General features: G+C 58.9%; 14 protein-coding genes. 10 read left to right on the top strand and 4 right to left on the bottom strand.

Annotation, left to right across the window (positions count from 1 at the left end; genetic code table 11):
* Window positions 1-6: 6 nt before the first annotated feature.
* Window positions 7-2,094, top strand: coding sequence for a CHAT domain-containing protein (locus HL45_RS12625; protein ID WP_049971439.1), 2,088 nt, complete (start codon window positions 7-9; stop codon window positions 2,092-2,094).
* Here HL45_RS12625 and HL45_RS21820 read toward each other — a convergent pair whose 3' ends face one another.
* Both HL45_RS21820 and HL45_RS12620 read right to left on the bottom strand, forming a co-directional pair.
* A complete protein-coding gene (locus tag HL45_RS21820; protein WP_267879591.1) occupies window positions 2,095-2,226 on the bottom strand; it encodes a DUF7503 family protein in 132 nt (43 codons plus the stop codon).
* Window positions 2,227-2,335: 109 nt separating this feature from the next.
* Window positions 2,336-2,686 (bottom strand): helix-turn-helix domain-containing protein, encoded by a 351-nt coding sequence (locus HL45_RS12620; protein ID WP_049971438.1) that lies wholly within the window; start codon window positions 2,684-2,686, stop codon window positions 2,336-2,338.
* Between the two features lie 453 nt (window positions 2,687-3,139).
* Here HL45_RS12620 and HL45_RS12615 point away from each other — a divergent pair, with 453 nt between their 5' ends.
* The 5 genes from HL45_RS12615 to HL45_RS12595 all read left to right on the top strand — a co-directional run bounded on the left by HL45_RS12615 (window position 3,140) and on the right by HL45_RS12595 (window position 7,910).
* Window positions 3,140-3,913 carry a nucleotide-binding protein gene (locus HL45_RS12615; protein WP_049971437.1) on the top strand — a complete coding sequence of 258 codons (774 nt, stop codon included), beginning with the start codon at window positions 3,140-3,142 and terminating at the stop codon, window positions 3,911-3,913.
* Window positions 3,910-4,479 (top strand): hypothetical protein, encoded by a 570-nt coding sequence (locus tag HL45_RS12610; RefSeq protein WP_049971436.1) that lies wholly within the window; start codon window positions 3,910-3,912, stop codon window positions 4,477-4,479. Before HL45_RS12615 ends, HL45_RS12610 begins: the two co-directional genes overlap by 4 nt.
* A 52-nt stretch (window positions 4,480-4,531) precedes the next feature.
* Window positions 4,532-5,578: a PAS domain-containing sensor histidine kinase gene (locus HL45_RS12605; protein ID WP_049971435.1), complete on the top strand. Its 1,047-nt coding sequence runs from the start codon at window positions 4,532-4,534 to the stop codon at window positions 5,576-5,578.
* Window positions 5,579-5,974: 396 nt separating this feature from the next.
* Window positions 5,975-7,129 (top strand): PKD domain-containing protein, encoded by a 1,155-nt coding sequence (locus tag HL45_RS12600; RefSeq protein ID WP_049971434.1) that lies wholly within the window; start codon window positions 5,975-5,977, stop codon window positions 7,127-7,129.
* Window positions 7,130-7,244: 115 nt separating this feature from the next.
* Window positions 7,245-7,910, top strand: coding sequence for a DUF4352 domain-containing protein (locus HL45_RS12595; RefSeq protein ID WP_158413698.1), 666 nt, complete (start codon window positions 7,245-7,247; stop codon window positions 7,908-7,910).
* Window positions 7,911-7,920: 10 nt separating this feature from the next.
* On the opposite strand, the gene HL45_RS12590 is transcribed toward HL45_RS12595, so the two are convergent.
* Both HL45_RS12590 and HL45_RS12585 read right to left on the bottom strand, forming a co-directional pair.
* The gene (locus HL45_RS12590) at window positions 7,921-8,676 is read right to left on the bottom strand and encodes a creatininase family protein (RefSeq protein WP_049971432.1); all 756 of its coding nucleotides are present in this window, start codon (window positions 8,674-8,676) and stop codon (window positions 7,921-7,923) included.
* Window positions 8,673-10,064: a M28 family peptidase gene (locus HL45_RS12585; protein WP_049971431.1), complete on the bottom strand. Its 1,392-nt coding sequence runs from the start codon at window positions 10,062-10,064 to the stop codon at window positions 8,673-8,675. The genes HL45_RS12590 and HL45_RS12585 overlap by 4 nt, the downstream gene beginning before the upstream one ends.
* Window positions 10,065-10,171: 107 nt before the next feature.
* Between HL45_RS12585 and HL45_RS12580 the strand changes: the two genes are divergently transcribed.
* The 4 genes from HL45_RS12580 to HL45_RS12565 all read left to right on the top strand — a co-directional run bounded on the left by HL45_RS12580 (window position 10,172) and on the right by HL45_RS12565 (window position 15,535).
* On the top strand, window positions 10,172-11,728 hold the full coding sequence (locus HL45_RS12580; RefSeq protein WP_233274770.1) for a metallopeptidase TldD-related protein: 1,557 nt from the start codon (window positions 10,172-10,174) through the stop codon (window positions 11,726-11,728).
* Window positions 11,729-11,950: 222 nt separating this feature from the next.
* Entirely contained in the window at window positions 11,951-13,549 is a 1,599-nt protein-coding gene (locus tag HL45_RS12575; RefSeq protein ID WP_233274769.1) for an ABC transporter substrate-binding protein, read from the top strand.
* A gap of 29 nt (window positions 13,550-13,578) precedes the next feature.
* A complete protein-coding gene (locus HL45_RS12570) occupies window positions 13,579-14,556 on the top strand; it encodes an ABC transporter permease (RefSeq protein WP_049971429.1) in 978 nt (325 codons plus the stop codon).
* The gene (locus tag HL45_RS12565; RefSeq protein ID WP_049971428.1) at window positions 14,549-15,535 is read left to right on the top strand and encodes an ABC transporter permease; all 987 of its coding nucleotides are present in this window, start codon (window positions 14,549-14,551) and stop codon (window positions 15,533-15,535) included. The genes HL45_RS12570 and HL45_RS12565 overlap by 8 nt, the downstream gene beginning before the upstream one ends.
* The last annotated feature ends 55 nt before the right edge of the window (window positions 15,536-15,590 follow it).

Genomic DNA, 15,590 nt, shown 5'->3' with positions numbered 1-15,590 from the left:
TTCGCTATGGAGTTTCGGCGGCATCCCGAGCGCGACGGACTCGACGTTTACGACCCTATCGAGAACGTTCGCTTCGCACTCTACACCTCCGGTTCCGTTCAGCCGACGGCAGTTTCGACCAAACGGTTCTACTTTCCGGTCGATGCCGCGGTTGCCGTCAAAACCGTGACGCTCTGCGTACCGAAACTGCTTCCCGTCACCATTCGAACGCAGGACGGGGAGATGGTGGCCGAAACCTCCGACGGCAACAACCGGAGCGTCGAACCCGGAACCTATCTCATCGAACTGAGTACGGCCCCGATGAAGCTGTACCTCGGCGTCGAAAGCGGATTCCGTCTCAAACAGCGCGACGGTGCGGTCGTCCTCGACTTCGGAGCCGAAACGTCCGTGCGTGTGGGTGCACGCTCCTACCACGACCGACCGGCGGGGACGATAACCGTTACCGACGACGTAGAGGACGTGATGCGCGCGCTTTCTCTCTCCGGGTCGGCGCTGAAAACGACGAGTCCGGAGCGCTCGTTTCCGACCCTGCGGGGACATCCGCCACTTATCAAGCGCGCGGAACAATTCGACGCGCCGGATGGGCTGGTTCGACCCGATACGGGTGTTTCACTTGTCGTCCCCCCAGACAGGGAACACGTCTTCCCGCTGGCCTCGCTCGCGTATTATCTCGGCGGGGAGGTCGTTCCGGAGACAGGAACTCGTCCGCGATTGGTCGCGGACGAGTTCGAGCACGAACTTACCGCTGGCGACAGCTACGAAAACGCGGTCAACCGCGTCCTTCGCCAGACGTTTTTCCTCGACTGTCTTACTCGAACCGAGGGATACTATCAAGTTGACTTGCACGAACGCGAGCAAGTCGAACCGCTCGTTGACCTCGACTTTTCTGCACTGTACGACGCGCCGTTGACGGCGCGTCTCGCCGCGTATCTATCGGTTCCGTTCGAAACGCTCGAACCGTACATCCCAAACTGGCGACTCGGCGTTGACCTCACACCGACGGTCGAAAACGCGGAATATCTCCCGTACCTCGCGGACAACCTCGCGCTCGTTCGGCTTCCCGACAGCCCGAATCCCAACTCGGTCAAACCCATGTCGGACGCTCAGAGCGAGTTCTTCCGCGCGCCGCCATCCGGCGTGCTGGCTCGCGGGACGAAGGGCTGGGACGCGGTGGACGACCGGGACGTGTTTCAGGTTGATTCGATGCCGAACGTCATCGAACAGGCGTGGGCCGGGCCGGGATTCCCTCTCAAGGTCAACAAACTCGATTTGTCCGCGCTTGAGCGACGAGTTGACCGCGTTCCGACCTCGGACACCATCGACATTCACGTCGTCTGTAACGACGACAAAATGCTGGACGAGGACGTGGTGAAGGAACTGTACGGCGTTCGGGAGTTCCTCGATTTCGACGTGACCGCCCACTACGACCTCACGCAGGACGAACTCCGGGAACTGCTCGCTCGGCAGTCCGATTTCGTCCACTACATCGGCCACATCGACGACCGCGGGTTTCTCTGCGCCGACGGGTCGCTCGACGCGCATACCCTCACGGAGGTCAACGCCACCGCATTCCTCCTGAACGCCTGTGAGTCCTACCAGCAGGGGTACGAACTCATCAAAAAGGGAAGTCGCGGCGGCGTCGCCACGCTTTCCCCCATCGGCAATCCGTCGGCGACGAAACTGGGCAAAATACTGGCTCGACTCCTAAACTGTGGTTTTCCTCTTCGCGCCGCGCTGTCGATTGCACGAAAGCAATCAGTGTACGGCTATCAGTATACTGTGCTCGGAGATGGTGGGTTGTCGTTAGTCCAGTGTGAGAGCGGACTACCACATCATCTCAAAATCAAGCGAGTTAAAAACGACCGGTTCGAGGTTGTGGTCAATACATACCCGACTGATATACACGGGTTTGGAACTCATGTTAATTTTCATCCCGATTGGTCGCAAGAACGGTATATCGCCTCGGCACCCCTAACAACAGTAAATCTATCTATAGAAGAACTTAAATCTTGGATTTCGTACGAAGTTAGACCGGTTGAAGTTGAAAATCAGCTTTACTGGAGCGACGAATTACAAATATCTGATATTAACTAGCTACGGGCCGCTATTTGCACCATCTGCAATCACACTCCCTGCTTGAACCAACAACGTGCTAAGTGCGAACAGGACGCCGAGTAGTCGTGGATGCTGTGCAACGAATTCCCCAATCGAGTTTTTTGTCGCCATTGCAACTAAGACATGTGGCCCTTCTTTCTTATAATTTTTTTAATAATACGGAGTCAAAATTAATAATAGTAAGTATTTAAAAAATAGCATCAATTCGTATTCGGGCGTCTCACTGGGCGAAACCGCCGATTGCGTCAGAAAGTGGGTCGTTGAGTTCGTAGAGGACGGCGTCGATGTCCTCGGACAGTTGGCGGAGAAGTTGTGCGTGGGCCGTCGGAGCGAGCGAATATTCGGGATACGCCCCGTCTGTGTCGATTTCGTCCACCAATTCAAGTTCGAGGAGGTCGTCCCGGTGGCTCGTCCACGTGCTGGCGGCGGTTCCGGCGTGTTCCGCCAGTTCGGTCGCGCTAAAGCTCTCGTCGGGGTTGTCCGCGAGCACCGCGAGGAACTTCACGCGTGCAGGATAGACGAACACCTGCGCGAGGGGCGGCGTGGCAAGGTCGACTTCTGGAGGGCTCATATGGTATGCTACTACATACTTGTTTCAAAACTGTATCGAAGTTCGTCTGGAGACAAATCAATTTAACATACGCTCAACTAGAGAGTAAATTTTTAGACAGTGGGGGTAGTAGAAGAAGTTGGATGGACGAGAAACGGACAAACGACCGATTCCAACGCACCACTCCACAACTGGTCACCGCCACTCAACCAGTGTAGGAGCATCTCGATGCACTCTGCGACACCCCACTCGCGTCGCCGTCGGTCGCTTCCTCGTGCATCCCTACCGTATCGCTACCGATACCAGTACCGACAACCCCTCCCTCCCCCGAATTTTCCCGCTGACGCTCGGTGTGTCATCTGCGCGTTTCAGATTCGGTTGATACACTATCGGCCCTCCACACATCCAAACCACCGATTTCCCTGCCGACGAAGTGGATGATTTTTTAACGGATGACGAACCGAGTATGGAGCAATGGTCGAGGCGTTTGCGGTTGCGAGCGGCAAAGGAGGAACTGGGAAGACCACGAGCACGCTCTCGCTCGGAATGGCCTTGTCGGAAGAGTACGACGTGACGGTCGTGGACGCCGACACGGGAATGGCGAATATGTTGTTTCACGCGGGGCTAACCGACGTGGAGACGACGCTTCACGACCTTCTCATCGAGGACGCCGACGCACCCGTCGAGGACGCCGTCTACGAACGGTTCGGGATGCGCGTCGTTCCCTGTGGTACCAGTTTGTCCGCGTTCGAACGCGCCGACCCCGACCGATTACAGGACGTGGTGGCCACACTCGCCGCCGAAACCGACGTTCTTCTGCTCGACTCACCTGCGGCTCTCGGCAGTAAAAACGCGATTCTCCCCATTGTCCTCGCTGACCGAATCGTCGTCGTCCTCCAACCGACGATTCCGTCGCTGAGCGACGGTCTGAAGGTTCAAGAGTACGCTCGCTCCTACGGCACCGGAACCGCGGGCGTACTGTTCAACAAAGTCCACGACGACGAGAACGTGGCCGCAATTGCCGACAAGAGCGAACGTTATTTCGGCGGGCCGACGCTCGCCACAGTTCCCAACGACGACGCCGCGCGCGCGGCGCGACAAGCGGGAAAACCACTGCTGGCACACGCACCCGACAGTCCGGCGGCACAGGCGTACAAGAACGCGGCCAGCACCCTCGACGTTCGTTCGGGTGATTCCGCGGGCGTTGCGGAACGCTTCCGGAGCGCCGTCATCCCCGACTCGCCATGAACCTCCCGCGCGGCGAACTCGTTCGCTCCCGCGTCGTCAGCCATCCGGCGACGATGCTCGAAACCGTGCTGGAGCGCGAACTGACCGGATACGCCGTCTTCGAACCGCAGGATTCGCTCCTGTTGGACGCCGAGGGTCACGGTATCATCACTTTCGAGGCCGGTATTCCGAATCTCGTGTATCACACGGGAACGAATCGTGGCGGTTCGGTTGCACTCGCTGACCTCGCCATGCCCGGGCCGTACAGCATCGACCTATTTCGACTGTCCGGTGACGAACTCGCTTCAGTCGAAGGCGGAGAACGGAACGAGTACGACTGGGAAATTCCGCCGGGAATGCCCGCCAAGCGGTTGGCAGGCGACCCGGAGTTAGCCGACCGGACGCGAGAGCAAGCACCGACGGAACGAAACCGTCTCACTTCGGATGGAGAGACAGACGACCCGCCCAGCGCGGTGGAAGCGTTCCTCGAAAATGACGAGAAAATCGACGCGATTCGAGAACAGGCGCGCGAGGAGGCCCAACGTCGCGCTGAGGAGTGGGGATTGAACGACCAGTTAGGCACCTAAGTTGTGACTGCTTTCTTCTGAAGGGCAAAACTATAGGTACTTCAATCGAGTGATGAAAAAACAGATGCAGATTCCGGGGAACCTTCTCGGCCCGGCACTCGACTCCCTCACGCTCAACGTCGCCATCCTCGATTCGGATGCGACGATACTCGCTTCGAACCGGGCGTGGCAGGAGTTCGGCCGGGCCAACGATATTCGACCGCCTGCCGACACGGTCGGAGACAACTACATCGACATCTGTGCGGAAGCAAACGACGAGTATGCTCGAACCGCGATTGCGGGGCTTCGAGAAATCCTCGACGGAGAGCGAGAATCGTTTTCGTTCGAATATCCGTGCCATTCGCCCGAATCGAAACGCTGGTTTCTGATGCACGCGAGTCGATTCGAGTCGCGCGGTAACGACTACCTCGTCGTCGCACATGAGAACATTACACAGAGAAAGGTTGCGGAACTGAAATCAAACCAGCGAACCGAGGAACTACAGGAATTCGCTAAACTTCTCTCCCACGACCTTCGCAATCCGCTCGCCGTGGCACAGGGGTCGGCGAAGATGCTGGCGATGGACACCGACGACGACTATCTCGATGACATCCTTTCTTCGCTTTTGCGGATGGAGGCCATCATCGACGGCGCGCTCACCCTGATGCAGTACGGCACTGAGGGACGGGACAAAGAACCGGTTCGACTGAGCAACCTGACCGAAAGCGCGTGGTCGAACGTCGAAACCGAGGCAGTGAAACTCGCGCGAACCGACGACCGCATCCTCGACGGCTATCCGGATTTGCTGGCACACGTCTTCGAGAACCTGTTCCGAAACGCAATCGAACACGGCGAGGCGGAAACCATCACCGTCGGTGCAACGAAAAACGGATTGTTCGTCGAGGACGACGGAAGCGGGATTCCGGCGGAAATACGCGACAAGGTGTTCGAGATGGGCCACACGACGCAGAAGAACGGAACCGGATTCGGACTGGCCATCGTCGAGAGCCTCATCGATTCACATGGATGGTCGATTGCGGTAGCGGGGAGCGAAACCGGCGGCGCACGGTTCGAAATCCGGACGAACCCCGCGGTGCCGAAAGACAGATTCGGCCGGTGACGATGAGAATCGACGGACGAGACGCCGCGACGATTGGATTTGCCTCGATGGGTCGCTGCTCGGCGCACTCGTCGAAAACGCCGTCGGAAGCGGAAATATGCTTCTGTGGTGGGGTGGCGGGACTGTCCTCGGTTCCGCATTCTCGGCCTACTTTGTGCCGTGAGAAACCGAATCAGCTATCCGCAGTTTCTCGAACGAATTCCGGTGGCAAATGAGTGAAAATACGGTCGAAACAGAAAAATACCAACAGTATAATTCATTATGAATATTTGTAGAGTATGAATGAATAGTTACTGTATTCGGATTATTATTTGCTAATTGTATATCTTTTCCACATAATTTTGAACAAACCCCAAAAAAGATAACCTAGGCTTTCTACATCCGGGGTGAGCATACATGACCACGACACGACGCACGTTTCTGACTGCTGCCGGATGCACAGGACTCCTCGGACTCGGTGTGGCACAGACGCACGGCCAAAACGGAGACGACCTCGCGCGCGATTCGTTCACGCTCATGAGCGGCACCGCCGACGCAACCGAGGTGCACGTAACGACCGCGAGCGAATCCGGGCCGACCGCACTGGTCGTCGGTGGGATGCACGGCAACGAAGAAGCGGGCTATCTGGCCGCTGAGAAAATCGCCCAGTGGAACATCGAACGCGGAACGTTGGTGACGATTCCGAGAGCCAACGCGGAAGCGGTTGCAGCGGACGCGCGCACCGCGAGCGGCGAGAGCGACCTCAACCGACAGTTCCCGTCGGGGTCGGAACCCGAGACGGAACTCGCTCGCGCCATTTGGGGCGTCGTCGAGGAGTACGACCCGGACGTGGTCATCGACCTGCACGAATCCATCGGCATCTACGACGGTGACTTGGTCGGCGGCGTCGGGCAAGTCATCTTCACCTCGTGGGACGAATCGGCGTCCGACGACGCCAGAGCGGCCGCTCAATACCTGAACCGAAACTACGTTTCGCGCGACAACTACACGTTTTCGGTCGGCGCGTTCTCCTCACCTTCGAGCGAACCGACCGGACTGCTCAGCCACAAGGCCGCGCGCGACGCGGGTGCCGACGCGTTCCTCGTGGAAGTTACCTCCAAGGACACGGAAATCGGCAAACGAGTGCAGTGGCACGCCAAACTCGTCCAGCAACTCGTGGAAGAGGAACTGTTGACTGCGGGTGGAGATGGAAACGACGGCGACGAGGATGGTGAAGACGGTGGAGACGACGAGGACGGCGGAAACGGTGACGAAGGCGACGATGGCAGCGACGACCAGAACGAACCACCAGTCGCGCGGATTCAGAGCGACGCCGGTGGAAATTCAGTAGAGCGAGGTGAGACAGTGACGTTCGACGCCTCCGCATCTGAGGACGGCGACGGCGACATCGTGGAATACGCGTGGGACACCGACGACGATGGCGCGTTCGAAACCAATGGACAGTCCGCCGAACTCTCCCCGACCGAGTGCGGGGAGTTCCGAGTCATGCTTCGCGTGACCGACGACGAGGGTTCGGTGGCGACGGACGACGTTGTCATATCTGTCGTCTGATTGAATTTAGGACTGCTCCAAATAGTTATATTTATTCTTAGAAACACATCGGTAATTGATGCTATTTCTGCGGCCAATAGTGAATTATACTTTGGACGGAAACCGCCGAAGCGACATGAAGCGTCGCACGTTTATCGCTACGACAAGCGCGGTTCTTCTCGCGGGGTGTTCCTCCGACGGGGACGACACTGGTTCGACCACGACCGGAACGGAGCAATCGACCACGACACCACCCTCGGGTGAGATGACCGGGACGACCGAGGCAGAAGGTACCACGACGGGAGACGCGACGACGAGCGAAACCACGGCAGACGGGACGACGGATGAGACGACCACGTCGGACTCGTCCACGACGACCGGCGAGACGCGAACCGTCGCGTTCGGTGAATCCGCGTCCGTCTCCGACGGACTCGACGTTGCCGTCACGGAGGCCGACGCGTCCGATACCTACGACCACGGCGGAACGACCGCGGAATCCAGCGACGGAAACACGTTCTTGCTCGTGACGTTCGAAACGCAAAACACGGCACAGGCGTCCCAATCGTTGCCCGAGGGCGCGACGGTGTCAGTACAGGCGAACGACGAGCAGTACGACGTGGCCGAACCCGCCACCGAAAACTGGCAGCAGTTCGTTTCGTCGTCCGTGGACTCCGGCGGGTCGGCTACCACCACGGTTGCGTTCGAAGTTCCGGAAGAAGTCGTTTCGTCGTTCGGCACGTCGGTACAGCTATCCTACACCGACTCCGGAGCGGAGCAGGTCGTTCGCTGGAGTATGGAGTAGTCGTCGGGAATTACTCTTCCTGTTCCATATCCGATTCCAGCGCCGAGAGGATTTTTTCGGTCGTCTCCGCCACGATTTGCTCCAAGAACTCGGCGTCCGACTCCGTCGGGTCGCCAAGTCCACCCTGTTCTGTGATGTCGTCGAAGTAGGTGTACTGTCGGGCCTCGAATCGGGTTTTTCGGGTCTGTGGTTCCTTTTTGTCGGCTTTCACGAGGTCGGGATAGAACAGTTCGATGACGCTGGTTTCGTGGTCGCCCGCGTGGCCCCACTCCTCGCCGAACCGATCTTTCAGCCTGTCGCGGGCGAAATCCGTCCAGTGGACGAAAAACACCTTCACGCCGTGGTCGCGCTGGATACGGTCGCCAGCGAGTTTCAGCGGGGAGCGATTCCCGCCGTGGCAGTTGAGCAGGACGAGTCGCTTCGCGCCGTGTTCCGACATCGACTGCGCGATTTCCTCGACGACGCGCATGTACGTCTCGCCGGAGAGGGTAATCGTCCCGGCGTAGTTCATGTGGTGTTCGGAGTAGCCGTAGGGAAGAGTCGGCAGTCGAACCATCGACAGGTCGCGTTCCGGCGCGGCCTCCACGAGTTCGCGCGAGAGGGTTTCGGCACGAAGCGTATCGACCGTGACGGGCAGGTGGATGGAGTGCTGTTCGACGCTCCCGGTCGGCAGGACGAGGAAGTCGGCGTTCGGAATCGCCTCCTCCGCGTCCTCCCACGTCATCCCGCCGAGGTCGAACGAATCGTAATCGAGTCGAACCGTCATCGGTCGCCCTCCGCGGTTGCGTTTGCAGATGCGTCGATTTTGCCATCATCGAACGGCCAACTGCCGGAGTTGCGCATTCCCTCCTCGAATCCCTGTTCGACGGTCGCCTCGCGGATTTCGGCGACCGATTTCGGCTCGATTTCGCGGTCTGTTTCCGCGAGTTTGACGACTCCGGCGGTGAAGACGACGGCGAGGTCGCGGAGGTCGCGGCGGTCGAGTTTGTCGAGCGTGTCGCCGTGGGTGTGGCCCCAACCGCGCCCGCTGTCCTTCGCAATCGAGCGCGCTTGTGCGCCTGCGACACCCTTCTGAACGAACGGCCAGTGGTCGCTGTGCGGGCGGATGCCGGTGTTGATTTCGACCGGGACGCCGAGTTCATCTCGCACTTCTTCGAACGCTTCGCCGATGGCTTCGAATCCGTGGGTGTGTACGTCCGCGGTTCTGGAGTAGCCCGCGCCGTCCATGTTGAAGATGCATTTCACCGAATCCGTGTCGCGGGCTTCGGCCCAGTGGTACGCGCCGAACAGGCCGACCTCTTCCGCGCCGAAGACGAGACAGCGAACCTTCGTTTCCAGTTCCTCTTCCATCCCTGCGAGCAGTCGTCCGATTTCCGCGACGAGGACGGTGCCGACGCCGTTGTCGTTCGCGCCCTCGCCTACGTCGTGGGCATCAACGTGGGCGGTGACGAGCACTTCTTCGTCCGTATCCGGGCCGATTACCGCTTCGATGTTTCGGGAGTTCGTCGGTTCGTTCCGACAGTCCACGGTCAGTTGGGCGGTCGTTTCACCATCTTCGCAGTATCGAACGAGTCGGTGGCCGACTTCCTTCGAGACGCCGACCGCGGGAATATCGCCCGGGCCGTTTTCGTTGCCGATGCTCCCCGTCGGCGGGAGGTTGCCGTCCAGATGGTTCCGGAAGAGGAATCCGACCGCACCGCCGCGAACGGCCGCCCCGTACTTCTCCGCGCGGTGAATCCAGCGCCCGTACTCGTCCGGCGTGAGACTAGACGCCATCACGAGTTTGCCCTCCACGTCGTGTTCTTCGAAATCCTCGGGGAGGCCGTCGCCGACATCGACCAGTTCGGCGCTTACGTCGCCGCTCGGCGTTCCCGGCAGGGAAACCGTTTCGTGCTGGGCATCGAACTCGTGGGTTCGGTCGTGTTTGACGGTGAGCGAACTCGACCCGCGCCACCAACCCGGGATTTCGAACTCGGTTATCGAGGCGTCGCGGAGGCCGTGTTCCTCGAACACGTCTTTGACCAACTTTGCGCCTTCTTTTTCGCCCTGCTGTCCGGCCATCCGGTTGTCCAAATCGACGAGGTCACAAAGGAGGTTCCAGTGGTGGGAACTCGTGTAGGCATCGCCAACGATTGTCGTGGGTACTGTGTTCATTGTACGTGGTGGGAAATACAGATGGAGGCGGGTGCAATGTAGGTTTGGATGGGAGAAATCCGCGCAAATGTGGAACAAATTTTACCACTCCACAACGAACGAACACCATGGAACAACTGACGCAGGGAATCGAAACCGCCGAGTGGGTGTTGTCACGACTCGACTCCGAGGAGGACGTTGCCTACGCGGAGGTCGGGTGTGTCGGCAGGGAAACCACCGACGGGTCGGTGACGCCGGAAAAAATCCGGTCGGCGACCGACCTCTCACAAGTCGGCGTCTGGTGGCGACTGTTCGCGGAGGGGAGCGCAGACTACCGATTCACGACCGCCTTCGAAGAAGACCATTTGAACAATCTCATCGAGCGGTCGATTCGGTCGGCGACGGTTCTCGACCAACGACTTCCCGCAAGCTACGACCGCGGGACGATTCATCAGGCGGTGCATCCGGGATGGGCCGTCGGCGGGTCGCTCTCCGATTTCGACGCCGAGGAAAAACTCGAACGGGTGAAAACTGCGTTTTCCGAGTCGGTCGGTGAACTGGCACTCGACCGCGCAACTGCGTCCTACCGCGACAACCGCATCCACGGAGTCGTGTTGACGACGACGGACACGACGGTTCGGACGACCCTCGAACGGGCGTCAGTAACCGTCTTTTTCGACCCGACCGACGCGCCGAAACACCAGCGTCATTTCGGAAGCACCGCGGGAGCGTCGTTTTTGGATTCGCTTTCCGGCCGATTCGAGGAATTTGCGACCGACGTTCGGGAGGTTGTCGAGTGGGGGTCGCGCGCGGAGAACAGCGACTCGGGGGCGGCCGATTCGATGGACGACGATAGTTCGACCGCGGCCGATTCGATTGCAATCGAATCGGCCGCGGAGTTCGGCGACGACACCGAAATCGTGTTCGGGCCGCGAGCATCCGCCGAACTGTTCCACCACCTCTCGCACTATCTCGAAATCGACTGTGTCTACTTCGGGTCGAGTCCGTTTTCGGTCGGCGACCGAATTGGCCCGGACAACCTCACAATCGAGGATGCGGTTTGCGCTGGGTCGTGGTCGGGACTGGCCTACGACGGGGAGGGTCGCCCTACGTCGCCGGTCACGCTGGTTTCGGACGGAATCGTGAGAAACCAACTTCACGACATGGTGTCCGCTATCGAGGAAGAAGCGACTCCGGCGGGGTCGGTCGTTCCCAGCATCGGGTACGAACGCCCGCCCCGGATTCACAGCCGCCATCTCGACGTTGCCGCGGGTGACGCGAGTGAGTCGTCCCTTTTGGATGGTGCCGACCTGTTCGTCCAATCGGTCGAACCGCCGCGAATCGAAAACGAGGCGACCAGAACGAAACGCGCGAGTTCCATGCCGCCGAGCGTCCTGTACGCGAAGAACATCGCGGACGCAACGCCACAGGAGTTCGAAAACGAGGCAACAGACCAGCGTATCGCGTTTCCGATTCGAATCGGAAACGCGATAGCAGACGGGGAGAGAGAGGGCTTGAAAACCGATGGAACGGTGGTCGCTTCCCTCGCGGACGTTCGCTCTATTTCCGACATGGGGGTCGAACGCGAGACAGTGACCGGCACCTGTTCTAAGCATCGTTCGATGCTTCCCTACGCGGTTACCGCCCCCGCAATTCGGTTCACGGCATGTGTTCGGAAAGAATGACAGAATTATAACTGAACTTGGCGCAATCCTAAACCGAGAACAGATCTACTGTTAACGCTTTCTATACTAACAATCTATGTTACAGTACGTTTCTATAAAATCTGTTCAATTTTGCTTATATAGTAGACCTCCATTGGTAACTAATGGCAAATGGTAAACGATAACAAGGATGTCGGGCGACGTGACTTTCTAAAATACTCAACTATCGCTGGAGTTGGTGGTATGACTGCTCTTGCTGGTTGTAGTGGTTCCGACGGAGACGGTAATGGCAACGGTGGCGGTTCGGGCAGTGGAAACGAACTCCCGCAGTATTCGTACTTGAACAACCCTGCGAACTATAACCCTGCTCGCCACGACGCGATAAACCTCATCGGTGACCAACTCAACAACCTCGGACTCAACACGAAGGTTCAAGTGTTCGAATGGGGTACCCTGTACACCAAAATCACCGACGAGTTCAACTACTCCTTTGCGACGTGGTCGCGCGGCCTGGGTATCGACCCCGGACGCAGAATGGCGGAACAGTTCCACTCATCGAACACGGGCAAGGGCGGCGGTAATTTCACCGGCTACACTAACAAGGATCTCGACCCGACGCTGATGAAGCAGTTGCAGGAAGCCGACGAGCAGAAGCGAATCGACATGCTCCACGAGATTCAGGCGACCATCAACGAGGACGTTCCGATGCACCCAATCGTTCAGATGCCGAACATCGTGGCGTTCAACAACCAACAGGTCAGTGGGTGGACTGACCACCTCGTCGGCTACTACCACATGGAGCCGATGACCAACGTCGAGGTGAACAACAGCGCGAACGAACTTCGCGGCTCGTGGGCCGAGACGCTCGGAACGTTGAGCGTCCTCGGCTACAACAACGAGACGAAACTCTTCCACCAGTTCGAGATGCTGTACGACAAACTCGTGCGCATCAACTCCGAACTGGAACCCGACCCAGAACTCAGTCTGGCGACGGACTGGGAACGCCCCGACGACACGACTGTTCGGTACAAGCTTCGTGAGGGCCACAAGTGGCACGACGGCGAAGACCTGACGCCGGAGGACGTGAAGTTCACGCTTGAGTACATCAAAGAAAACGAAATCCCGCTCTACTCGACCCAGTGGGAGATGTACGATTCCGTGTCTGTCGATGGACAGTGGATTACGGTGAAGTTTTCCGACCCTGTTGGCCCGGTTCACAAAGTGTTCTCCAACCAGATTCCAATCGTTCCCCAGCACAAGTGGGAGAGCCGAAGCAACCCGGCACAAGCGTCGGTCAACGAACCGGTCGGCAGCGGCCCACTCCAGTTCGACTACTGGGAGAAGGGGAGCGAACTGAGCCTCACGAAGTACGAAGACCACTGGCGACCCGTCAAATTCGACCGCAGAATCTGGCGCATCATTCCGGAAAGCTCGACGGTCTGGTCGCTGTTGAAGCAAGGAGAGCTAAACTACCTGCCGTACACCCGCATCGGCAAACAACTCAACGACAACCAAGACGCGGGCAACATCGGCGTGAAATCCGCGCCCGGCGACGGCTGGTGGCATTTCAGCCAGAACACCCGTAAGGAAGGGTTGGACGACAAAGCTGTCCGACAGGCCGCAGTTCACGCGCTGCCGAAGCAAGCCATCAATCAGCAGATTATGTACGGCTTCGCGGAGGAGGGCTGGAACCTCATCGGCGAATCCTTCGGAAAGTTCAGCAACCCGGACGTGCCAAAATACCAAGAACAGGACGGCATCGCCGCCGGACAGCAGGTGCTCGAAGACGCCGGATACAGCATCGAAAACGGACGGGTTCAGGCGAAGGGGTCATCAGAGTAACGCGAACATAACATATTTCAGTAAATTCAATGGGAAAATTAGATTTCTTCGTCAGACGCACCCTCCAATTGGGGATAACGCTGTGGGCGGTCGCAACCGCGCTGTTCATGCTGTTCCGACTCATGCCGGGCAATCCGACTTCCTACATCATCTCGCCGGGGATGACGCCGGAAGTCCGACAGCGACTCATCGACAGCTACGGCTTGAACGACCCGTTGTGGGTGCAGTACGTTCGATACATCGAAAATCTGGTCACGCTCGACCTCGGGCGCTCGTTCAAAACGAACGAGCGCGTGGTAGACGTGCTCGCCACGTACCTCCCGAACACGCTCGTCCTGATGCTGACCGCGTTCGTCGTCGCGTACATCATCGGGATTTCGCTCGGCGTGCTCACCGGATGGTACCGCGGAAGCAGGTTCGAGAAAACCGCCGTCGTGACGGCGCTCGTCGGACGCAGTATCCCGAGTTTCTGGATGGGCATCCTCGTCCTCTGGATCTTCGGCGCACAGTACAACCTGATTCCGATGAGCGGGATGACGAGCCTCGGCTCCGGGCCGACGACCTTCTGGGACATGGTGTTCTCGCTTGACTTCCTGAAACACCTCGTCGCGCCGGTCGCCGTGCTCGCGTTCTACTACATGGGTTATCCCCTACTCATCATGCGCAACAGCATGCTCGAAACGCTCTCGGAGGACTTCATCGACCTCTGCCGGGCGAAGGGACTGACCGAGCGAACGATAATGTTCAAACACGCCGCCAGAAACGCCCTGCTTCCCGTGCTGACCGCGGCGGCCATCGCAGTCGGCTACGCGGTTGGCGGAAGCGTTCTCATCGAAACAGTGTTCGGCTGGCCGGGAATCGGCCGCGAGATGATTCGGGCCGTCCTCCGGCGTGACTTCCCAGTCGCACAGGGGACGTTCCTCGTCCTCGCGCTGTCGGTTATCGTGATGAACTTCGTCGCCGACCTGCTGTACGGCGTCCTCGATCCACGGGTGACGTATGACTGAATCAATGAATCAAGAACACGAACGGTCGATATTCGAAGACATAGAACCGGACGAAGACGAAGGATTCAGCACGTGGCAGCGAAACGTCCGACTCTGGACGGAGACGCTTTCGGAACAGTTCCGGATGCTGATACAAGACCCGATGGTCGTTCTCGCCATGATGACGCTGACCTTCTTCGGCGTCATCGCCGTCATCGCGCCGTTGATTGCGCAGTATCCGCCGACAGAGCGGGTGTTCACCAGCGGCGCGCTCATCGCCAAATGGATGAAACCGTCGTTCCTCGGCGGCGAAGGCGGATTCATTCTCGGGACGACCGCACAGGGGTACGACATCTTCAGCCAACTCGTCTACGGCGCGCGTCCGGCGCTGATTGTCGGACTGGTCGCCGCGTTCATGACGGTCGGACTCGGCACGCTCGTCGGCCTAACCGCCGGATATTACGGCGGCTACGTGGACGACGTGCTGATGCGCCTCGTGGACTTCGTCTACGGACTTCCGCTCCTGCCCACGGTCATCGTCCTCGTGACGGTTCTCGGCCCCGGACTGGAGAACATCATCCTCGCGTTCGTCCTCCTTCAGTGGCGAACCTCGGCGCGTGTCATCCGCGCGCTCGTGCTTTCGCTCCGCGAACGCTCGTTCGTCAAGGCGGCGAAGGTGTCCGGCGCGAGCAACTGGCGAATCATCTCGCGCCACATCGCGCCGAACGTCCTTCCGATGGCGTTCCTGTACGGCGCGTTCGCCATCGCGTGGGCAATCCTCACCGAGGCAGGGGTGTCGTTCCTCGGACTCGGTGACCCCGAAAGCGTCTCGTGGGGTGTGATGCTCCAGAGTGCGCGCGTCTACAGTGCCATGACTGAAGGCGCGTGGTGGTGGTTCGTGCCGCCGGGAGTCTGTATCGCACTCGTGGTCATCAGCGGCTTCCTCATCGGCCGCGGCTACGAAGAAATCGTCAATCCAGAACTACAGGTCGAAGGATGAATCTACGTATCCAACTCCAACCGAATCGCAGCCGCACAATCGAGGAGGGCCACTG

Origin of the sequence: Haladaptatus cibarius D43 (assembly GCF_000710615.1) — an archaeon.
Classification (GTDB): domain Archaea; phylum Halobacteriota; class Halobacteria; order Halobacteriales; family Haladaptataceae; genus Haladaptatus; species Haladaptatus cibarius.
The sequence above is the reverse complement of the archived record's forward strand: the minus strand, read 5'-3'. Positions and strand labels throughout refer to the sequence as shown.